Genomic DNA, 21,683 nt, shown 5'->3' on the forward strand with positions numbered 1-21,683 from the left:
ATTAATCTCCTATGCTTCGGTAAAGTACCCGTGTCTGCTCTTCACCGATGAGCAAGAACGAACGGCCACGCAAGGTTAGATCACCGAAGTTAATTTGTGCTGTGACTTCAAAATACTGACTTTTCACGGACAGATCGTCAAGCGCTCCGCCCAATTGACTGACAACCGTTGCATCAGGGCGAACATTGCCCCCAAACTCCGGTCGAATTTGGTTCGATTCAGCGCGCGACATTGCGCTGTCATTGCGCAGATTCTCGGTTGATTCGTAGCCCTCTTCGGGCCGACTATTGAGGAAGCTCTGCGCATCATCGACGGTCATAGCACCCAAGGTGGCGGCATACAATAATTCCGGCCGATTCTCAGGTACAGTGTTCGGATTCAATGTCCATTTGGCATTATTCGGCCACATACACAGGTAAGGCTTCATCACTTGATAGATTTGTGGTGTGACACCGCGAATCAACCGCAACTCTGAATACTCAGCCAAATAGGTATTGCCGGTGCGATACGGAAACTCACGTGATTCATAATCAGCATCTTCGGCACCATAACTGCTGACCAAGTTTTGATCTTCATCGAGCCAATCGACGGTACTATCGACAATAGTATCGATGGTGTATTGATCGCCATCTTCCAAAACGGCCATCAGCAGCATCCGAAATTGTGTTTTGCGACGCTCAAGCAGACCTTGTTGATCTTCAGGTAGGCGCATGCTGTTGACGTTGAAACAGCTATGTTGATCTTTGATCACGCCTTGAATGTCGCCGCCTTCAACAGGGTACCGTTGCCCGCTTGAACTTTGCAGGGCCCATTCTTGCTGTAAGTGTGCGGTAAAATCATCTTCCACTAATTCGGTTTGCAGTAAGTCACGCACTATGGTTTCTGCACTGACCCAATACCAATGGCCTTGCTCGGCTTGTTGTAAGTTGGCAGTCCGCAGCACGCTGGTTTGTAACCGTTCACTCAAACTCATGGCAACCACGGCCACGATAGCGACGACCAGCAGCACGATAATTAACGCGACGCCTCGTTGTTGTGGCTTGCTTGAGCTCATGTGCTTACGCATTAGCTTGCTCCGCCATTCGGATTATCTGGGGTGTCCGGCTGCGGGTTATTCTCGTCTGGGTTCTGTTCAATCGGCTCGGGCACTTGCTCTGTGAAATCACCGCCGTTAATGGTGAACACGCGTTGAATGTGCCCCCAACGCTCGGTGACTAACGTCAACTCGATGGCTAACGGTAGTTCATTAGTAAAGTTCCACTCTTCGAGCCATTCATTACTGCCAGCTGCGCCCGCGCCAGCATTATTGCGCGCTTCATCAGCAGGTGGGCGACGATAAAACATCAACTCCATCGACTCGACACCCTCGAAAATAATACGAGACTTGGCATCTTCACTGGCGCTCACATCCACATAATAAAAATTCTCGCGAACCAAATTACCCTCTTCCAGCAAATATGCGACTGGCTCGAGTTCACTGCGCGGTAACATGGCACCGGGGTTTAACCAGCCGTTGCGGACAAAGGCAAACCGCTCGTCATCGGCAAAAAAGAACCTGCCCGTAGCGTTCTTGCGCGGCACCATGGAGCGAATGTCTCGTTCTAAGGTCAGCATGGAATATTGCAGTTGTTGCAGGTCTTGAATCGCGCTTTCGCTTTGTTCGCTCGTGCGCATCATACTGTTGACGACACTCGACGCCGCTATACCAATAATGGCAAATATGGCCATGGTGACGAGCACTTCCACTAAGGTGAAGCCGCTTTTGCTTGAGGTGTTGCCTAACCGTTTCATTCGCGAATAGGCCCCTGATAGACGCTGATCTGATGCAACGGACGTTGCTCAGGATCATCCGCCGGTGCAACCCGCACGGTTACGTAATAAATGCCTTCGTTGGGTGTGTCACTGACTTCAACGGTCCAGTTAAACGATTGGTCGGCAATAATCTCGGTGCCATTCGAGTTGTCACGCGGCGGATACTCGAGCGACATCCGCGCCACTGCATTGCTGGCGGCATAACGCGCCAACGTCTTCTCTTGCATGTAACTTAAGTCATTGAGATGACCACTGGACGAAGAAATGCCGGCAATCGCAGCTAATGCGAAAATAGCCAACGCAGCCATAACTTCAATGAGTGTGAAACCTGATTGATGATGCGGCTTAGATGTCATTTTCAAACGCCTCCGCCAAATCATCAAGATAATCTAATCGACCGAAATCCAACTGGAAGCCATCGAGGCTGTGAATGCCTAGTTCGGGCGCTTCAGGACGCTCTAAGTCAGTAAAGGTCAGACGAAAGATGGGTAACTCACCACTGCCAAAAATAAACAATTGCGGAAATAACGGCGGGCCTTGGTCATCTGTTCCTGATGAGGAATCGGTATCATCGTCACTGTCTTCTGCACTGAATAACTCGATGACCTCTTGCTCGTCATCAATCATGCCAATGCCTTGAATATCGACCGTCAGCCGCGTATCCATGGGCAGTAGCTGTTCACGTAAACCACGCTCATCCAGCGCTTCCCAGCGCAAATTGTCTTGGTTCCAACGGACAAAACGATAGCTCTCATCATCAAAATGAAAGCCCAAAATCGCATGCCGAACCAGCGCATACTCACGCGCATATTCCATACGGTAGTAGAGTTCTTGCACAAACTCGGCATTATCGTCATCGCGGCGGTCGGGCACTACAAAGGTCACGGCGGTTGCGAGAATCGCAATAATCGCCAGTGTGACCATCACCTCTATAAGCGTAAACCCGCGCTGACGCATGGAGCTCCTTCGTTGCTCGCTACTAGCTATTAGTTACTTGCTACTCGAAAACACAGATCTAGGTAGTTCTAGTAACTAGTAGCCATTAACCAGTAACGCTTTTAGTCTTCTAAGTTCCAGTTACCGATGTCATCTTCGGTGCCGGCTTGACCATCAGGACCTGCAGAGAAGATATCGATATCACCGTATTCACCCGGGTTCAGCATTAAATACGGGTTCTGGTATGGGTCGTTTGGAAGTCGAGCAATGTAGCCACCGCGGCGATAGTTACGTGGCGGATCAATTTGTGGCTCCTCAACTAGTGCCTGCAACCCTTGCTCAGTAGTCGGATAGACGCCATTGTCGAGACGATATTGCGCCAGTGCATTCTCTAGCGAGACGATATCCGTGCGCGCCTTCTGACGGTTGGCTGAGTCACTGGCACCAATAACGTTGGGCACAATGAGTGCGGCTAACAATCCGAGAATGGCAATCACGACCATAATCTCGAGCAAACTAAATCCTTTCTGTTTCATAAATACCCCCCTAGTAAACAGTGAATGGTGAATGGTGAACGGAACAGCTTGGTTTTCCAATTCACTGTTCACTATTCACCTTTCACTTTCAATTAGAGTCCCATCGCTTGGTTTAGTGCCAGGATGGGCTGAATAATCGCTAACACGATGAATAAGACAATCCCCGCCATAGTCACAATCAAGGCTGGTTCGAATATTTTCAGAGCCACGTTCATGGTGTTTTCAAAGTCGCGATCTTGGTTGTCTGCGGCGCGGCCCAGCATTTGTTCCAGCTCACCACTTTTCTCACCGGCGGCAATCATGTGCAGCATCATAGGTGGGAAAAGTTTGGTATTGGCTAGCGCGTTACGCAATGACGAGCCCTCTCGCACACGGTCGGATGCATCTTCAATAGCTTGTTGCATGGCGCGGTTGGTTAATACGCGGCCGGTGATCCGCAGGCCATCTAAGAGTGGCACTGCCGATGCCGACAGGATACTTAAAGTCCGACTAAAACGTGCTGTGTTGACGGCTCGAATCACACGACCGAACAGTGGCGTTTTCAGCACCCAGGCATCGTATTTGTCGCGAAACGCGGGCTTTCTCAACGCTTGCGTGAACACAATGCTAGCGATGATCAGCGCCACCAAAATATAAGGCCCAAAAGTTTGTAGGAAGCTACTGATAGCGAGCATCACCGTAGTCGTGGTCGGCAAAGTCTGATCCAGCGAGATAAACTGCTCAACAATGTTCGGTACCACCGACACCAATAAGAAAATCACGATGCAAATGGCGACGAATGTCAGCACCATCGGATAAATCAACGCTTGCGTCATTTGGCTTTTCAGGCGATTACGCTGTTCGGTGTAATCAGCAAGTCGATTCAAAACTTCGTCGAGGTGCCCTGAGCGCTCGCCCGCAGCCACCATTGATGTGAAGAGCTTATCGAATACGTGGGGATATTCGCTCATAGCCTCTGCTAAGGAATAGCCCTCAACGACCTTAGAACGCACCGCCATCAGTAGGTTGGTCAACCGCGCTTTGTCGGTCTGCTCCGCTACTGCCAGCAATGCTTGTTCAATAGGGAGTGCGCCCTGCACGAGGGTTGCCAGTTGGCGAGTAATCAGTGCTAAATCGGCGGCCTTAATACGGCGAATTCGCGCTCGCGCAAACCAGCCCGCAACCCCACCTGCAGTCGACTCACTCGTGGTACGATTTTGTTGCTCAGCAACTTCAACCGATACCGGCAACAAACCTTGTTCACGCAGGAGTTGACGCACTTGGCGTTCGGTATCCCCTTCGAGAACACCATTCTTTTTGCGCCCACTGGCATCCAGCGCTTGATACGCAAATGCACCCATACGTTATTCCTCACGCGTAACGCGCAAGACTTCCTCTAATGTGGTTAAACCCAGTGCGACTTTGCTCAAACCGTCATCGCGGATACTCGGCGTATGCTTGCGCACGTACTTGTCGATGGCCTGCTCGCCATGCCCGTTATGGACGAGTTCACGAACCTTTTCGTCGACCACCAGCAATTCATGAATACCGGTCCGACCGCGATAACCAGTATGGTTACACTTGTCGCAACCTTTCGCACGATACAAGACCGCCGCTTTGCGCTCTTTCTTGCTGAAAAACTCGAGTTCATCGTCACTCGGGTCATAGGTTTCTTTACACTCTTCGCACAGCGTACGCACGAGTCGTTGTGCCAACACTGCAAGGAGTGAAGAACTCAATAGGAAAGGTTCAACGCCCATATCTTCCAGACGCGTAATCGCGCCAGCGGCGGTGTTGGTGTGTAAGGTCGACATTACTAAGTGACCGGTCAACGACGCTTGCACGGCAATTTGGGCGGTTTCGACATCACGAATCTCACCGACCATGACCACATCGGGATCTTGTCGCAAAATAGCGCGTAAGCCACGAGCAAAGGTCATTTGCACTTTGGGATTGACCTGCATCTGCCCGATACCTTCAATGGCATACTCAATCGGGTCTTCAACGGTCAAAATGTTACGGTCTTTGGAGTTGATGTCACTTAAGCCCGCATACAAAGTGGTACTTTTACCAGAACCGGTTGGGCCGGTAACCAAGATGATGCCGTGGGGCTTTTTGATAAGTTCTGCGAAAATCTTGCGGTTCGCTTCTGTCATGCCAAGCTGCGCCAAATTCAAACGCGCGTTGTTTTTATCGAGCAAACGCAGTACTACCCGCTCGCCATGATTCGATGGCATGGTGGAAACCCGAACATCGACCGCACGACCGGCAATCAGCAGGCTAATACGACCATCTTGTGGCACCCGCTTTTCAGCGATATCTAACTGCGCCATAACCTTGATCCGCGATACCAGCAGCGAACTCAGTTTACGGTTGGGGCGAATGACTTCACGCAGCACGCCGTCAATACGGAAGCGCACTAATAAGTCTTTCTCAAAGGTCTCGATGTGAATATCCGACGCACCTTCTTTAATCGCTTCCGACAACATAGCGTTGATCAATTTAATGATTGGCGCGTCATCTTCACTTTCGAGTAAGTCTTCGGTTTGCGGTAGTTCGTCGGCGAGCGAGAATAAGTTGGTTTCGTTACCAATGTCTTCCATCAACTGCTTCGCTTCCGAAGAATCACGCTGATAGGCTTGCGTCAAAATCGCTTCAAAGGTGTCGTTGTCATGCTTTTGCACGCTGAACGATTGACCGAGTACGCGGCGCACTTCAATCAAGGCATCGCGGTCAAAGTCAGCGCGGGTGTGGACAATGTAAGTCGGCTCACCGTCTGGTTCATTGCGATTTTCTTGTACCACCACACCGTGCCGCTTGGCGAATCCAAATGGCAAGCGTCGCGGCGCTATAACTGCTGCGACGTCAGCGATTTCACTCATTGCCAGACCCTTCTTTCTGATCTTTGATGGCACCCTTCTCGCGCAGATATTCTTCATACCCAGGCGGTAATGCCAGCGACGTATCAAATTCAGGTAACACTGGAGATTCTGTACGTGGCATTAACTCAATACCATCTTCGTTCGCTTTTAGCTGCTCAGCGCGAATGTAATTGTACTTGCGGCTGCTGAGGCCAGTTGCCGTGGACGAATCACGAATAATGGTCGGCTTTATAAAGACCATCAAATTACGCTTTTGCCGCGTAGTTGAAGTAGAGCTGAACAGTTTACCTAAGTATGGAATGTCACCGAGCAATGGAATTTTCGAGACGCTTTCCTGAACATCTTCATCAATCAAACCACCTAACACGATGGTTTCGCCATCTTCGGCCATGACCACGGTGTTCAGCTCACGTTTGTTGATGGTGATATCCACTGCAGTAGCACCGCTTAAGCTGGATACTTCTTGCTCGATAACCATTTGTACCGCATTACCTTCGTTGATTTGTGGCGTCACCTTCAACTTGATACCAATGTCTTCACGGTTCACGGTTTGGAATGGGTTTTGATTGTCACTGCCAATAGTCGAACCAGTAATAGTTGGCACGGACTGACCGACCAGGAATGATGCTTCTTCATTGTCCACGGTCATGATGCTTGGCGTGGCCAAAATGTTGGAATTGGTGGTGGTGCTGACCGCTTGTAAAATGGCGCCCCAGTCATTTTTGATGACCCCAATCATGGTACCGTTCACGTTGCCGAGCAACTGCGCGAGTAACTCAACGTTACCTTGCTGCGCTGGCTCTTCGGTTACCAATGGGTTCCCCGCATTGTCGACTTCACGGGTAATACGACCCGGTTGTTCCTGCGCCAAATAAGCGGCAGCAGCCAACTGACCGATCGGTACTTGGTTACCGTTGCTGTATTGCACCAAGCCACCGTCTTCTGAAATCCACTGCAGGCCAAAATCAACACCGTCGCCTTCGAAAATCTCAACAATAATGGCTTCTACGTGAACCTGCGCTCGACGGATATCGAGCTGGCGAATCACGTTCTCAAGGTTCAACAACATGTCTGGTTGCGCGGTGATAACTAGTGAGTTGCTGGCTTCGTGTGAGGTAATGCTGATGTTGTTATTGGAACGGCTGCGGCGCTGCGGTGCGCCCTGTGGTTGGCCCTGGCCGCCCTGCTGCTGTTCTGCTACTAAAGAATCTGACACGCCCTGCAACACATCCACCAACTCTTCGGCTTTGGCATACTTCAGATACACCACGCGGGTGTTGCCTTCGGTTTGCAGATCTTTATCGAGCTGCTCAATGAGTTTAACAACACGCTCGCGTGCTTGCGGCTCACCGCTCACTACCACCGAGTTGGTGCGCTCATCGGCGACAATTTTTGGGATCAATAATGCTGGCGTACCATCCGCAGTTTTCTCAAACAACGCAGAAGCGATACGGACCACTTCTGATGCCGACGCGTACTGCAACTTCACGACGCGGACGTCTTGGTTACCGGCGCGGTCGACCCGCTCAATTATTTCAACTAAACGCTGCACGGTCTCACTGCGGCCGGTCAGCATGATCACGTTTGACGGGTCATAAGAAACCACGTTACCGCCACCGCTGGCGTCATTCAGCAAACGCAGTAACGGAGCTAATTCACGCACAGAAACATTCAGAACAGGAACGACGCGAGTGACTAATGTATCGCCACCTAGCGAGTTGTCATCAACCACCGGAATGGCGCCGTTGCGCGCATCTTTGTCACGCATAACCTTGATGACGCCCGATTCCATTTGTACCGTGGCAAAACCGTAGACATCCAACACGTTCAGGAAGAACTGCCAATACTGCTCTTCTGTCATCACATCATAACTACGCACGTCAATTTTGCCGCGTACATCGGGGTCGATAATCATAGTTTTACCCAAGTTACGTCCCACTACCTGAATGAATTCAGTGATGTCTGTGTTCTTAAAGCTCGCGGCGTATTCGACCGGCTCTTCGGCTGCGCTGCGTTGTGCTTGGGCGTAGCTCACAGCTGAAGTAGCTGCGGCGGCGAGGCTCAATGCCAGCGCGATGGAGAGTGTGGAGTGACGCATGCGTGTTCCTTTCATTCTGATTCTGCTTTTATTGTTCTGTTGGCACACTGAGTTCAAGATCAATGTACTCGTTATTTCGTAATACCGTGACCGTCACTTGTTGCATGTTACCCAGCTCACTGGTCATGCGCATAGCGGTACTGGCATCGGTCAGGTTCTCACCATTAATGGCGACTGCGATGTCTCCCGCTTGGAAACCTGCCTCGTTAAAGAGTTCCGGTTGCGGCCCTGGATTGAGTCGAAAACCTGAAATACCACCGGACTCTTGCACCGGACTAAACCGAATATAATTCAAGATACCGGCACTACCCGCTTGGCGTGCCTGCTGCACTTGGTCACGGCTTAACGGCGTTGCAGCACGGCGATTAATAGGTGGACGGCCTTGCTCTGCGCTGCTTGCCGCTGCGCGCTCACGACTATTCTCCATAGTCAGCGATAGTCCTTCACTCAGCTCACCGATACCTTCGAGCTCTAAGGTTTCAAGACGCCCGTTGTTATCTAGAATAACGCGGTCGGCATAGATTTCGTGCACGGTCACTTGAGTGCCGGTGAGCTTCTCGCCCACTGCATAAACCTCTTGCGTACCGCGTTGTTCAATAATGGCTGCAGAACGCTCAGGCGCCGAAGCTGCGGATACACCCATTAAACGCACATTCAATTGGGTTTTCGGCGCGTTGGTGGAGGCCTGTTGAACCGTGGCAGTGCTACCAAATAAGTTGAGCCGATTGATGCCGGCAACGTCCACGCGAGCACGCGACTGCACTTGCGCTGGCGGTAATGGCCCTGCTTCAGGTGCAGCTGGAGGAGTCAAAAATTGCCAGGTCAGTTGGGCAACAAACAGTGCGGCGGCAATTGCGCAAATAGCGGTGAGCGTCCATAGTCCGCGAGCCCACCACACTGGGTTATCAAGTAGCTTCTGCATTTTCGTTATAATTTTGTGACGTCGCTTTAAGAAAATTCATTCTAGCGACTCAAATTGCCGCTGAACAGATAAAATTTGAAGAATTTGGTATCATAACCACCTTCTTTTACACAATCATGACTTCGAGACGTATTCCATGACCAAAGCCAGCCATTATCCAATGGATCAATTGCATCGCTACACCTTTGTCGAGCAAGACGTTCGCGGTGAACTGGTGCAATTGAGCAGCAGCTATCAACGCATGCTACAAGGCCATCAATACCCAGCGCCGGTGCAACGGTTGCTAGGCGAACTGATGGCGGCGACCGCATTGTTGTGCGCGACGCTGAAATTCGAAGGCCATATCAACTTGCAATTACAAGGCGATGGCCCAGTTAACTTTATCGCAGTTAACGGCTCACATCATCAAGATCTACGTGGCATTGCACGCCTGCGTCAGGACGTTGCTGACATCGAAGCTGGACTCACAGAGTTACTCGGCAAAGCCCTATTGGTCATCACCTTAACACCCGAGCGCGGTGAGCGCTATCAGGGGGTTGTCGATGCCAGCGGCGGTTCTATTGCTGAGGTAGTCCAAAACTATTTCCTGCAATCTGAACAGTTACAAACCCGCTTGTGGTTGCACGCCGACGGCGAGCACGCTGCCGGCATGTTACTGCAAGTGATGCCAGCCAGCGGTCAAGACCTAGCGGCCTTTGAACATCTGGAGCACTTAACTGAGACCATGACTGCCGCGGAATTGTTCACCTTACCCGGTGAAGAAGTTTTGTTACGTTTGTATCACCAAGAGCAAGTGGAACTCTACCCGGCGCAGCAAGTGCGTTTTCACTGTGGCTGCTCACGCGAGCGCACCATGAGCGCACTAACGTCTGTACAACCAGAAGAGCTACGCGACATTTTGCGAGAAGATGGTGCCGTGGTGATGACCTGCGAGTACTGCCTAACCGAGTACCGCTTTACTGAAGCTGACTTGTTGGAATCGTAATGAACACTCGTTCGGAACCGGTACGCATCGACAAATGGCTATGGGCAGCGCGTTTTTGCAAGACGCGCTCAGTGGCTCGACAGTTGGTGCAATCCGGGAAAGTACAAGTGGATGGACAACGCTGCAAACCTTCCAAAACCGTCACCGTAGGGCAGACCGTGCGCTGCCCGCGCGGACATGACATTTATGATGTGGTGATTCTTGCACTCAGCGAGCACCGCCTCAGCGCACCGTTGGCACAAGAACTTTACGAAGAAACCCCAGAATCACTGGCACGCCGCGAAAAAGAAGCCGAATTACGACGCGTCAATGCGCTCTACAACCCGCACCCCGACCACAAGCCGGACAAGAAAGAGCGCCGCCAACTGATCAAGTTTAAATCTCAGTAGCTACTATTTGCCAAACAACTACATGCATCTCGTCAGCATGTTCTTGAGGTTCTGCGGTAAGGTTAGCTTGCTATTGCTCAAGAAGGGGTTCGGCTTCTATTTGCTTGACGTCCTGTCGCTCGAGCTGCTGAAGATCAAATTCCATTTGACGCGATAGCCAGTATCTCACTGAAACACCTGTAGCCTTAGCGAGTTTGAGCGCTAAATTATTCGACACAGATGTTCGTCCATTCACAAAACGCGACAGCTGTTCTCGTTTCATGTGGAGCTTTTCAGCCGCCGCTTGAATACTAATATTGTGCCGTTCCAAAAACCGCGCCCGAAATACTTCGCCCGGATGCTTGACCGTCAGTTTAGTCATGATTTGAGTCATGGGAATACCCCTCGCAAAAGTAATCAACTTCGTAGACCTGACTTTGATAATAATTGAACAGGATAGCTCCAGTCGGCTCTGTTCGATTCACAGTGACCGTAACACTCGTGAAGTCAGAGTATTCATTGACCGTCCATAGTAGTCTTAAGTCAGCGATATCAAAATCAGGCAGATTTAAATCAATTAAGATCTCACTAACCTCAGCTAACGCAGTCGAGCAAAATGGCAAGTTTGAGGCATCTGCATGGCGAAAATAAAGTTCTAGCGCTGCACTTTTGAATGATTTTATCAAACGAACCTCCATGTATTCGCAGACTCATCCGTAACACATGATGTTACACCTTGAGCAGGTGATTTGTCCACCTCGATTTATTATCGGAATGACAGATACAAAAAAGCCACCCGAAGGTGGCTCATGGAACGTGTTATTTTTTCTTTTTGATGAACTTCATCAGGCGCTTGCGTTTGCGCTCTTGGGTGCTGGTGAGCTTGTTTTTGCGGCCAGCGTAGGGATTCACCGATTCGCGGAACTCGACCTTGATGGGCGTGCCCATAATGCCGAGGGTTTTGCGGAAATAGTTGGTCAGGTAGCGCTGATAGGAGCCGGGTAAGCGCTCCACTTGGTTGCCGTGAATGATGATACGCGGCGGATTATAACCACCGGCGTGCGCATACTTGAGTTTGACGCGGCGGCCACTCACCAAAGGTGGTTGATGTTCATCGACCGCCATTTCAAGAATGCGGGTAAGTTTAGCGGTGCTGACGCGTTGAGTTGCGCTAGCAAAAGCTTCTTGTACGGATTCAAATAAGTTGCCGACGCCGCTGCCGTGCAACGCCGAGATAAAGTGCAGTCGAGCAAAGTCGACGAAGCCTAAACGGCGGTCGAGTTCGCGCTTAATTTCTTCGCGGTGGTCATGGCTGAGGCCATCCCATTTGTTGACTGCGATGACAATCGAGCGACCGGCATTTAAAGCAAACCCGATTAAGTTCAGGTCTTGGTCGGAAACCACTTCGCGGGCGTCAATCACGGCGATGACCACGTTCGCGTCTTCAATAGCCTGCAAGGTTTTGATGACCGAGAATTTTTCGATGGTCTCGTCAATTTTGCCGCGGCGACGGACGCCAGCAGTATCGATCAAAACATATTGGCGCTCATCACGTTCCATCGGAATATAGACCGAGTCGCGGGTGGTGCCTGGCATGTCATAAACCACCACACGCTCTTCACCGAGAATGCGGTTAATCAATGTCGATTTACCTACATTTGGGCGCCCAACAATGGCGAGCTTCAACGGTAAAGTGGAATAATCAATTTCGTCGTGTGCGAGGTCTTGGCTCGGGTCAACATAGATAGTCTCGCCGGCCTCATCGACCACCACATTGCCATCTTCATCAATAAGCGGAACCGGCTCTGCAGGTTCAACGCGAATATCTGGGTAGGCTTCAAGTAACGGCGTGAAGGCTTTGTCGAGGAGCTGCTCAACGCCACGCCCATGGGCAGCAGCAATACCATAGACATCACCGAGGCCAAGCTCGAAGAAATCAGCTTGTGCGGCATTGGCATCAATGCCGTCAATTTTGTTGGCGACAACGTAGGCCTTCTTGCTGGTTTTACGTAAGTATTCAGCAATAGCACTGTCGGCTACGGTGATGCCATCGCGAGCATCAACCATGAACAGCACGACATCGGCTTCATCAATAGCGCGCAATGACTGCGATGCCATTTCTGCATCGATACCCTCTTCATCGCCATGGACACCGGCGGTGTCGATCACGATAAATTGGAAGCCGTCATAGTTCGCTTGGCCGTATTTACGGTCACGCGTGAGTCCAGGAAAGTCTGCTACCAGTGCGTCCCGAGTGCGGGTCAGCCGATTAAACAGGGTAGATTTGCCCACATTTGGGCGCCCGACCAGGGCCACAACAGGTAACATAGCTTTTAAATTCCTACCGCGAGTAAACTACCGTCGCGTAATTGAACATAGAGAGTGTCACCACTCACAACAGGCGCCACGTAGGCTTCGTCATCCATTTCTAAACGCCCAACGAGTTCACCGTTGCTGGCATTTAAGAAATGCAGATAGCCAAAGCGGTCACCCACAACAACCGTATTTTTATAGCGCACTGGTGCGGTCAACTCACGACCACTAAGGTCATTGTTGCTCCATACTTCAACGCCACCTTGCGGATCCAGTGCATAAACACTGTCGTCGACGTCCGTTAAATACAAACGGCCACCGCCTATATCGATATTCTGGAACGACGAGTATTCACGCTGCCAAATCACTCGACCTGTATTCAGCTCGACCGAAGCCACCTGGCCATTATATGCAATTGCATATACTGCCGAACCATAGACAACAGGCTTAGAGTCCACATCAATCAAGCGTTGTAATTCGGTTGCGCCTTTTGGAATCGCTAACCGTGCTTCCCACGCTTGCTGACCATTTTCGAGAACGGCAACCGATAGTTTACCGGTCGCAGTACCGAACAAGGCACCACCATTGGTAATGATAGGAGCTGAGGTGCCACGCAACGTCAGTGCTGGCACTTCAGTCCGCAAAGTCCATTGCTCTTCACCCGTACGCTCGTCAAGGCCGACAATGTTTCCAGAGCCAGTCTGTATTACGACAAAACCGTCGCCGACCGCAGGGTCTGCTAATACTTCACCTTTGACTTCGGCTTGCCACAGGAGCTCACCGTTGTCTGGGTTCAACGCAATGACTTGGCCATTCTCGGTACCGAAGAAAATGCGATTGCCACCTGAAGTTAAGCCACCACTAATGCGCAACGGCTCTTCTGGGAACAACCAGCCTTCTTCTTCACCGCCAAGTAATGTTCGCACGTCCACACGCCAAACCGGCTGACCTGAATTGCGATCAAATGCTGCCACTACGCCGCGACGGTCCGCCGCAATCACCTGCTCACGGACAACCACAGGATTTAAGCGCGAGAAAAAGTCACCGACGCCCTCACCCACTTCTTGGGTCCACTGTACTTTTGGCGTCACAGTCGCGTTGATGGGTTGTAGCTCTTTGTAGGTGATTTCGTCATCACCGAAAATAGAACAACCACTGAGCACAGTAGCGGCTACTGCCACTGCGGTTAACTTCAAAAATTTCATGATTCCGCCGGGATACTTTTCAGTTTGATTTCAGCCAATGGCGAGTTGTAGTCCACCACAGCTAGCGCGTCTTCATAGGCAGCCCGTGCTGCCGCAGAGTCACCTTTGGTGAGCAATGCATCACCACGCAACTCCGCTGCGATACCAGCAAAACCAGCAACCGACTCAATGCTTTGCAACGCAGTAATAGCCATGTCGTATTGGTCTTGTGCAATCAAGACACGTGCTTGACGTACGGTTGCTACCGCATTCATCGCGCCTTGCGTATTATCACGGACCATTTGCAGTGCGCTGACCGCTGTCGCCAAGTCACCTTTATTCACTGCCTGCTGCGCTAGCTCAAGTGCTGCGATGTTGCCATAGCTGGTACCCGCTTGCTCATTCACAAATTTCTGTGCATCAGCAATCGCAGTCTCGTCAGCACTGGCTAACCGAGCAAGCACTTCACTGTAAGCTTCTGATGCGGCTTCTTGCTTCGCAATAGTTTGCGCATCGTAGTAGCGCCAGCCGTAGAACAGGGCAAAACCGATCACCAATCCGGCGACGATTCCCTTGCCATGCTCGTTCCAAAAGTCCTTGATGCGTTCGACTTGTTGATCTTCGGTTTCCATTCGTAAATCCTCGTTCTGTAATTCTTCGTAAATAGTGAATAGTGAACGGTGAATAGTAAAGAAAAGAGGCGTGAGTCCTGACTCTTTTCCATTAACTGTTCACTATTTACCGTTACCTAATTGTTCGATAATAGCGCTGAGAGCGGACGTAGTGCTGTATTCGATTTCGCGCTCGCGTAAGTGTTTCAGCTGATAGCTTAACTCGCCATTGTCATTCATCACCACCAGTGCATAGGTGGCGTCCGATTTATCGGCTTTCGCTAATTTCTTCTTCAGTGCTTGGCTGCCGCTGTGCACTTGGATACGCAGTGTCGGCAAAGCGTCTCGAAGTTGTTCGGCAACGGTCAACACGTTTAGTTCCGCGTCATCGTTACCGGCAATTAGGTACAAGTCACTGCTCTGCGTGGCTGGAATTAAGCCTTGTGTTTCCAAGAGTAGAACCAAACGCTCAATACCCATGGCAAAACCGACTGCTGGAGTTGGCTTGCCACCCAGTTGCTCAACCAAACCGTCATAACGGCCACCAGCACAAACGGTGCCTTGTGAGCCTAGTTCGGTGGTCACCCACTCAAATACGGTACGATTGTAATAGTCGAGACCACGGACCAGCTTCTCGTTCAATACGTAGTCGATACCCGCTGCATCCAAACGCTGACACAAACCATCAAAATGCGCACGAGATTCATCATCCCAGTACTCACTCAGTTTAGGTGCATCCGCCAGAATAGCTTGGGTTTCCGGCGACTTGCTGTCTAACACGCGCAACACATTGGTATCGAGACGACGCTTCGAGTCTTCGTCGAGCTGTGCCTCGTGAGCACGCAGGAAATCACGTAACGCAACACGATAATTGGCGCGAGCTTCATTGGACGCAAGTGAGTTCAGTTGTAACTGTACTTGGTCACGAATACCAAAGGCTTGCCACAATCGTGCGGAGAGCAGAATCACCTCAGCATCAATGTCGGGGCCGTCCATACCAAAAGCTTCAATACCGAACTGATGGAACTGACGATAACGACCTTTTTGTGGACGCTCATGACGAAACATTGTGCCCATGTACCAAAGCCGTTGGGTTTGGTTATAGAGCAAACCGTGTTCGTTACCAGCACGCACGCAACTCGCTGTGCCTTCTGGGCGCAGGGTTAGGCTGTCGCCATTGCGATCGTCAAAGGTATACATCTCTTTTTCGACGATGTCAGTGACTTCACCAATGGAGCGCTTGAACAGGTCGGTACTTTCGACCACAGGCATACGAATTTCTTGATAGGAATAGGCGGCGGCGGTATTGCGAATCACGCCCTCAACGTACTGCCAGGCCGGAGTTTGGCTCGGCAGAATGTCGTTCATTCCACGAATTGCTTGAATAGTTTTTGCCACGACGTTGTTACTTTCTCGTCAGTTGTTCACAGTTGGGATCAATTTTAGGCGGGTAGTATACCGCAGGTTTAGCTTTGCTTCACAGGAATCTGCTCAGCTTCTAAGCGTTTCACCTTAGCGCGGATATGTCGTTCGAGCTGATCAACGAGGTCATTGTTGTCGAGACGCTCTTTTTGGCGCTCGCCATCAATGTAAAAGCCGCTCTTGTTCTTGGCGCCAGCCAAGCCAACTTGCGAGATGAGTGCCTCACCCGGACCGTTGACGACACAACCAATAATCGACACGTCCATGGGGATGGTCACGTCTTCGAGGCGTTGCTCTAACGCATTAACGGTGCTGATCACGTCAAATTCTTGGCGCGAACAACTGGGGCAAGCAATAAAATTGATGCCACGGCTGCGAATGCGTAATGATTTCAAAATGTCGAAACCGACTTTGACTTCCTCAACCGGGTTCGCCGCGAGTGAAATACGCAACGTGTCGCCAATGCCCTCGGCGAGCAACATGCCCAAGCCAATTGCTGACTTCACCGAACCACTACGCAAACCACCGGCTTCGGTAATACCCAAGTGGAGCGGTTGCTCAATTTGCTTCGCCAACAGTCGATAAGATTCGACTGCAAGGAAGACATCTGATGCTTTCACGCTGACTTTAAAATCTTGGAAATTGAGACGGTCTAAAATATCCACATGGCGCATGGCTGATTCGACCAATGCGGCTGGATTCGGCTCACCGTATTTTTCTTGTAGATCTTTTTCGAGTGAGCCGCCATTGACGCCAATGCGAATGGGGATGCCTTTGTCACGCGCGGCATCGACTACTGCTCTGATACGTTGTTCGTTACCGATATTACCTGGGTTGATACGCAAGCAATCAACGCCATACTCGGCGACCTTGAGTGCAATGCGGTAGTCAAAATGAATATCGGCAACGACTGGAATGGGGCTTTGTTGCTTGATGAAACGAAACGCCTCGGCGGCGTCCATGGTTGGCACCGATACGCGGACAAGGTCGGCGCCAGCATCAGCAATGGCTTGAATTTGCTTCACGGTAGCCGCTACGTCGGTCGTTTCTGTGTTCGTCATGGACTGCACAGCAATAGGTGCACCATCACCAATAGGCACATTGCCGACATAGATGCGGCGCGATTTACGACGTTGGATTGGACTTTCGTGCATCATACTCTACTACTTTTGTGAATTAGTTCAGCGTCATGGTGACCGAGCGATTGCGACGATACTCACTCAAATCAACGGAATCACCATTATACGTTAATGTCACCGCTTCTGGCTTACACAAAATGATATCAAATGGTGCGGTGCCCGTTAATGGCATCTCGTAACCCATTACTTTCTCGCCAATGGCAATGGTTTCACCAGTGGCATCAATGACGCGGATCCAGCAACGATCACTAAACACCATCGTCAGACTGTCGGTGCCTGCAGGCGATGTAGTGGCTGTGTCCGGCTCGTCTTCAGCCATTTCAGTGACCTCGACAGCAGGTGTCGCAGCGGGTGCAATAATGGCGGTATCCATTGCGGTATCCATTGCAGTATCCACAGTGGTCGGCTGCTCATCGACTTCGGTCGGAGCGCTGTCATCCGGCTCTGCTGCTGGCATGGATGTGGTAGAGAGGTCACTGACTTGCACGTCACTTTCTAGAACGGGTTCGGCCTCACCCTCAGCAATAGTGCCCTGCTCTTCATCGACGCTGGTCGCAGAGCTTGCTGAATTCGACGGACGGTTGCTCACGGCAATACGGCCATCCTCTTGCGAGGCACGAAATTCTGATGAGGTTGGCGCGTCATCGCTGCCAAAAATGGTGTCCCAGCTGAAATCACTCTGTTGTGCCCACCAAGCGACAGCTAAGCCGATAACGATGATAATCAGCGCGTAGCTGATCCACTTCAGTTGAAAGTCACTGCGCTCGCGAACTTTGCGCTTTGAAAAGCTCTGTAACTTGACGTTATTGTTGGTTGGTACGTCAAAACCCATTTTTTCAAACGCTTCAAAAATAGGCGCTGGATCGGTTTCGAGCGCTTTCGACAACGAACGCAAGTAACCGCGTACGAAGGTCGGCGATGCCAACTTATCAAACGCATCGGTTTCCATATATTGCACAATAACCAGGCGCAACCGCAGGCTATCGGCCAATTGTTGTTGGCTCAGACCACGCGCTTCACGCGCCTTCCGCAGCAGAGTACCCGGCGAGTCACCTTGGTAAGCTTGCTGTTCGACTATTGGTTCAACTGGATCGTGCTCGTTGGTCATAAAGTGGGTGCCATTAATTCGTTAACTGCCGATATTGTTCGGCCTGTTGAGACTGCGGAAACCGCTCTAGCAATAACTCGCCGAATTGGCGTTGCTTCGCAGTATTCTGTGTGTATTGTGCAAGTTGAACTTCCAGCCACAGATATTGGGCGGAAAGTTGCGGTTGCTGAGCGCGCCGCTCGATCATTCGTAAGGCATCGGCATTGCGGCCTTGTTCCAATAACCAAGTCGCGTAGCGCTCTAAAATCTGATTATTCCGTGAGCTGTGGTTTACAGCCAATTGATAATAGCGGTCTGCATCCGCAAGTCGCCCTGCTTCTGCAGCGCAACGTGCCGCATTTTCATAGGTGCTCGCAACCCGCACGTAACGCGGCTGTTCAACCGCCTCACGAAAATATTTATCCGCCTCGGCATAGCGACCTTGCGTACAGAGCAATGCGCCGAGATTGTTCATCGTATCACCATTATCAGGATCAAGCCGCATAGCTTGCTCATAATATTGCTCAGCCTGCGCAAACTCTTGTACTTGTTGATGGTAATAGGCAAGCCCAGTAAACACTTCGGGGTCATTCGGCTGGTATTCGCGCGCGCGCTCGAGGTTGGCTTTTGCCTGCTGGAAGTTGCCCGAGCGCAAATACTGCAAACCTAATGCGAGCCGGGTGCTAGCTGCTTCTTCGGCGTTGAAGGTTTGGGCAGGTTGGTCTTTGCCGTCAACGGTACGCTTACTCACACAACCAGTGAGCGTAACCAGTGTAACGAGACTGATGATTATGACTGCACGCATGCCAAGCCCTCGGTAAAAAAACTATGTTAACCCAAGCGCCGCACAGGCGAAAGGGTACAACAACGCTTTACACGGCTTTGACAGAAATTTCGTTGCCGCCGCGCTGCGCTTGCTGCTTTTTCAGGATCCGCTTGGTCCGGTCAATGACATCACCGACTAACTGCCCACAGGCCGCGTCAATGTCATCACCACGAGTTTTCCGAACCATGACGGTATACCCGTGTTCTAGCAGAACTTTGGCAAATCGGTCAATGCGTGAATTACTGGACCGACCGTAATCGGAACCGGGAAATGGATTAAAAGGAATGAGGTTAATCTTCGCTGGCGTACCTTTCAGCACTTCCGCGAGTTCGTGAGCCAGTTCGGTTGAATCGTTTACATGATCCAACATGACATACTCAACCGTCACCGCTTTGTTGGCTTTGGAACCGTCAATATAACGGCGGCTGGCCGCCAAGAATTCGGCAATCGGATACTTCTTGTTGATCGGCACAATTTCATCACGCAGCGTGTTGTTCGGCGCATGCAATGAAATAGCCAATGCCACATCAATTTGTTCTTTGAGTTTATCGAGCGCCGGCACAACGCCTGAGGTACTCAAGGTCACGCGACGCTTCGATAGACCAAACCCCCAATCATCCAACATCAGTTCCATAGCGGGCACAACGTTGTTTAGATTGAGGAGCGGCTCACCCATGCCCATCATGACCACATTGGTCACGGCTTTGACATTGGTCTCGCCAAATGCACCGAGCAACTTGCTTACCCGCCACACCTGACCGATAATTTCGGCGGTCCGGAGGTTACGGTTAAAGCCTTGCTGTCCGGTGGAACAGAACGTGCACTCCAGTGCGCAACCTACCTGCGAACTCACACACAACGTGGCTCGGTCGGTTTCTGGAATCCAGACGGTCTCGACGTCCTGGCCATCAAACAAGGTCATGACGAACTTGATGGTGCCATCTGTCGATTGCTGTTGCGTCCGAACTTCAGGTGCACGAATTTCTGCAATCTGCTTCAGTTTTTCACGCAGCGCTTTGTTCAGATTGGTCATCTGATCAAAGTCATCGACACAAAAGTGATAAATCCACTTCATAACCTGATCGGCACGGAAAGGCTTCTCACCGAGTTCATGGAAGAACTCACGTAAGCCGGCACGATTCAAATCGAGCAAATTCACTTTCTTATCAACAGCGTTCATAAAAACCTAACTACAGTAAAACGTGAATAGTGAATGGTGAACTGACACAGCAGACCGAGCTCATTGGCTTGTTCTGTTACCTGTTAACAGTTCACAATTCCCTGTGGTTTAGCGGGTGCGCGAGCAGAGTTCTTCTTCAGTGAAGAAGTAAGCAATTTCGCGAGCTGCAGATTCAACTGCGTCTGAGCCGTGTACCGCGTTTTCATCGATAGATACAGCATAGTCTGCGCGCAGAGTTCCTGCCAACGCGTCAGCTGGGTTGGTTGCGCCCATGATGTCACGATGACGACGGACAGCGTTGTCTGCTTCTAATACTTGAACCATTACTGGACCAGAAGTCATGAAGTCAACCAATGAACGGAAGAAAGGACGCTCTTTGTGTTCAGCGTAGAAGCCTTCTGCTTGCTCAGTGCTCAGGTGCAACATTTTGGCTGCAACAATGCGGAATCCAGCCGTTTCAAAACGGTTGTAGATAGCGCCGATCACATTTTTGGCAACAGCATCAGGTTTGATAATTGAAAAAGTACGTTCTAAAGCCATGAGATTCTCCGATAAGGATGTCAAATTTTTCAAATAGAAAATTGAGGTTAAAAACAGTCGCGCGGATTATACGTGAGTGCGGCTCGAGTTGAAAGGCTAACCACAAGTACTAGTGAATAGTGAACAGTGAATGGTGAATAGTGAACAGTGAATGGTGAATAGGTAACAGTGAATGGTGAATAGATAACAGTTGATGCCTGCGAGCGAGTGGTTGCGATTCACTATTCACTGTTCACTATTTACTTGGATAGCTATTGGCGCAGTGAGGGATTTGCGTTAGACTCGATAGCAATCTAGACGTCTATATATGAGGTGGTTATGACGCAGCAAATTACATTAGGTGGTGGTTGTTTTTGGTGTATCGAAGGCGCTTTTAAGCAGGTGCGTGGGGTGTTGAAAGCACAATCTGGTTATGCGGGTGGTTCGCAAGCGGAGCCAACTTATGAGCAAGTTTGTACGGGGCAAACGGGGCATGCAGAAGTGGTGCAAATTACGTTTGATCCACAAGCGTTAACGGTGCGTGAGATTCTTGAGATTTTCTTTGCGCTGCATGATCCGACGCAGGTAAATCGGCAAGGCAATGATGTCGGTACGCAGTATCGGACATCGATTTTTTATCAGACGGATGAGCAAAAGCAGTTGGCTGAGGAAATTATTGCTGAAATGGAGCGAGACCAGACTTGGGATGCGCCTGTAGTGACGACGGTTGAGCCTTTAGAGAAGTTTTGGCCGGCTGAGGACTACCACGACAACTATGTCGAGCGTAATCCTCAGAACGCCTATTGCCAAGCGGTGGTGCATCCGAAACTGGCGAAGTTCAAGCGCACATTCGTTGACAAACTGGACGGCTAACGCAGCCGTCC

At 50.7% G+C, this 21,683-nt stretch carries 23 protein-coding genes; 3 read left to right on the forward strand and 20 right to left on the reverse strand.

Annotated elements, in window-relative coordinates:
- Position 1 precedes the first annotated feature (1 nt).
- The 9 genes from gspK to gspC form a co-directional block, all read right to left on the reverse strand.
- Positions 2–1,066 carry a type II secretion system minor pseudopilin GspK gene (gspK, locus tag ACN0S4_RS03680; RefSeq protein WP_417656363.1) on the reverse strand — a complete coding sequence of 355 codons (1,065 nt, stop codon included), beginning with the start codon at positions 1,064–1,066 and terminating at the stop codon, positions 2–4.
- A complete protein-coding gene (gene gspJ / locus ACN0S4_RS03685) occupies positions 1,066–1,791 on the reverse strand; it encodes a type II secretion system minor pseudopilin GspJ (protein ID WP_417656364.1) in 726 nt (241 codons plus the stop codon). Before gspJ ends, gspK begins: the two co-directional genes overlap by 1 nt.
- Positions 1,788–2,168, reverse strand: coding sequence for a type II secretion system minor pseudopilin GspI (gene gspI / locus ACN0S4_RS03690; RefSeq protein ID WP_417656365.1), 381 nt, complete (start codon positions 2,166–2,168; stop codon positions 1,788–1,790). The genes gspJ and gspI overlap by 4 nt, the downstream gene beginning before the upstream one ends.
- Positions 2,158–2,769 carry a prepilin-type N-terminal cleavage/methylation domain-containing protein gene (locus ACN0S4_RS03695; RefSeq protein WP_417656366.1) on the reverse strand — a complete coding sequence of 204 codons (612 nt, stop codon included), beginning with the start codon at positions 2,767–2,769 and terminating at the stop codon, positions 2,158–2,160. The genes gspI and ACN0S4_RS03695 overlap by 11 nt, the downstream gene beginning before the upstream one ends.
- A gap of 101 nt (positions 2,770–2,870) precedes the next feature.
- Positions 2,871–3,284, reverse strand: a complete 414-nt coding sequence (gspG, locus tag ACN0S4_RS03700) for a type II secretion system major pseudopilin GspG (RefSeq protein ID WP_417656367.1) — start codon at positions 3,282–3,284, stop codon at positions 2,871–2,873.
- A 92-nt stretch (positions 3,285–3,376) separates the two neighbouring features.
- On the reverse strand, positions 3,377–4,624 hold the full coding sequence (gspF, locus tag ACN0S4_RS03705; protein WP_417656368.1) for a type II secretion system inner membrane protein GspF: 1,248 nt from the start codon (positions 4,622–4,624) through the stop codon (positions 3,377–3,379).
- Between the two features lie 3 nt (positions 4,625–4,627).
- The gene (gspE, locus tag ACN0S4_RS03710; RefSeq protein ID WP_417656369.1) at positions 4,628–6,145 is read right to left on the reverse strand and encodes a type II secretion system ATPase GspE; all 1,518 of its coding nucleotides are present in this window, start codon (positions 6,143–6,145) and stop codon (positions 4,628–4,630) included.
- Entirely contained in the window at positions 6,138–8,243 is a 2,106-nt protein-coding gene (gene gspD, locus ACN0S4_RS03715) for a type II secretion system secretin GspD (protein WP_417656370.1), read from the reverse strand. Before gspD ends, gspE begins: the two co-directional genes overlap by 8 nt.
- 28 nt (positions 8,244–8,271) lie before the next feature.
- Positions 8,272–9,165: a type II secretion system protein GspC gene (gene gspC, locus ACN0S4_RS03720; RefSeq protein WP_417656371.1), complete on the reverse strand. Its 894-nt coding sequence runs from the start codon at positions 9,163–9,165 to the stop codon at positions 8,272–8,274.
- Positions 9,166–9,301: 136 nt separating this feature from the next.
- On the opposite strand from gspC, the gene hslO reads away from it, so the two are divergent.
- Positions 9,302–10,150, forward strand: a complete 849-nt coding sequence (gene hslO / locus ACN0S4_RS03725) for an Hsp33 family molecular chaperone HslO (RefSeq protein WP_417656372.1) — start codon at positions 9,302–9,304, stop codon at positions 10,148–10,150.
- A complete protein-coding gene (locus ACN0S4_RS03730) occupies positions 10,150–10,539 on the forward strand; it encodes an RNA-binding S4 domain-containing protein (RefSeq protein WP_417656373.1) in 390 nt (129 codons plus the stop codon). Before hslO ends, ACN0S4_RS03730 begins: the two co-directional genes overlap by 1 nt.
- A 70-nt stretch (positions 10,540–10,609) precedes the next feature.
- On the opposite strand, the gene ACN0S4_RS03735 is transcribed toward ACN0S4_RS03730, so the two are convergent.
- The 11 genes from ACN0S4_RS03735 to ndk all read right to left on the reverse strand — a co-directional run bounded on the left by ACN0S4_RS03735 (position 10,610) and on the right by ndk (position 20,820).
- Positions 10,610–10,900, reverse strand: a complete 291-nt coding sequence (locus ACN0S4_RS03735) for a HigA family addiction module antitoxin (protein WP_417656374.1) — start codon at positions 10,898–10,900, stop codon at positions 10,610–10,612.
- Positions 10,893–11,204 carry a hypothetical protein gene (locus ACN0S4_RS03740; protein WP_417656375.1) on the reverse strand — a complete coding sequence of 104 codons (312 nt, stop codon included), beginning with the start codon at positions 11,202–11,204 and terminating at the stop codon, positions 10,893–10,895. Before ACN0S4_RS03740 ends, ACN0S4_RS03735 begins: the two co-directional genes overlap by 8 nt.
- 133 nt (positions 11,205–11,337) lie before the next feature.
- A complete protein-coding gene (gene der, locus ACN0S4_RS03745) occupies positions 11,338–12,846 on the reverse strand; it encodes a ribosome biogenesis GTPase Der (RefSeq protein WP_417656376.1) in 1,509 nt (502 codons plus the stop codon).
- A 5-nt stretch (positions 12,847–12,851) separates the two neighbouring features.
- Complete coding sequence (gene bamB / locus ACN0S4_RS03750) at positions 12,852–14,036, reverse strand: outer membrane protein assembly factor BamB (RefSeq protein ID WP_417656377.1); 1,185 nt, start codon at positions 14,034–14,036, stop codon at positions 12,852–12,854.
- A complete protein-coding gene (locus ACN0S4_RS03755) occupies positions 14,033–14,647 on the reverse strand; it encodes a YfgM family protein (RefSeq protein WP_417656378.1) in 615 nt (204 codons plus the stop codon). The genes bamB and ACN0S4_RS03755 overlap by 4 nt, the downstream gene beginning before the upstream one ends.
- 102 nt (positions 14,648–14,749) lie before the next feature.
- A complete protein-coding gene (gene hisS / locus ACN0S4_RS03760; protein WP_417656379.1) occupies positions 14,750–16,024 on the reverse strand; it encodes a histidine--tRNA ligase in 1,275 nt (424 codons plus the stop codon).
- Positions 16,025–16,092: 68 nt separating this feature from the next.
- A complete protein-coding gene (ispG, locus tag ACN0S4_RS03765; protein WP_417656380.1) occupies positions 16,093–17,205 on the reverse strand; it encodes a flavodoxin-dependent (E)-4-hydroxy-3-methylbut-2-enyl-diphosphate synthase in 1,113 nt (370 codons plus the stop codon).
- A 19-nt stretch (positions 17,206–17,224) separates the two neighbouring features.
- A complete protein-coding gene (locus tag ACN0S4_RS03770) occupies positions 17,225–18,295 on the reverse strand; it encodes a RodZ domain-containing protein (RefSeq protein WP_417656381.1) in 1,071 nt (356 codons plus the stop codon).
- A 13-nt stretch (positions 18,296–18,308) separates the two neighbouring features.
- A complete protein-coding gene (pilW, locus tag ACN0S4_RS03775) occupies positions 18,309–19,079 on the reverse strand; it encodes a type IV pilus biogenesis/stability protein PilW (RefSeq protein WP_417656382.1) in 771 nt (256 codons plus the stop codon).
- Between the two features lie 67 nt (positions 19,080–19,146).
- Positions 19,147–20,280: a bifunctional tRNA (adenosine(37)-C2)-methyltransferase TrmG/ribosomal RNA large subunit methyltransferase RlmN gene (locus ACN0S4_RS03780; protein ID WP_417656383.1), complete on the reverse strand. Its 1,134-nt coding sequence runs from the start codon at positions 20,278–20,280 to the stop codon at positions 19,147–19,149.
- A gap of 108 nt (positions 20,281–20,388) precedes the next feature.
- Positions 20,389–20,820 carry a nucleoside-diphosphate kinase gene (gene ndk, locus ACN0S4_RS03785; RefSeq protein WP_417656384.1) on the reverse strand — a complete coding sequence of 144 codons (432 nt, stop codon included), beginning with the start codon at positions 20,818–20,820 and terminating at the stop codon, positions 20,389–20,391.
- Positions 20,821–21,132: 312 nt separating this feature from the next.
- Here ndk and msrA point away from each other — a divergent pair, with 312 nt between their 5' ends.
- Complete coding sequence (gene msrA, locus ACN0S4_RS03790) at positions 21,133–21,672, forward strand: peptide-methionine (S)-S-oxide reductase MsrA (protein ID WP_417656385.1); 540 nt, start codon at positions 21,133–21,135, stop codon at positions 21,670–21,672.
- The last annotated feature ends 11 nt before the right edge of the window (positions 21,673–21,683 follow it).

It is taken from the genome of Pseudidiomarina aestuarii (genome assembly GCF_048263735.1).
GTDB classification, from domain to species: domain Bacteria; phylum Pseudomonadota; class Gammaproteobacteria; order Enterobacterales; family Alteromonadaceae; genus Pseudidiomarina; species Pseudidiomarina aestuarii_B.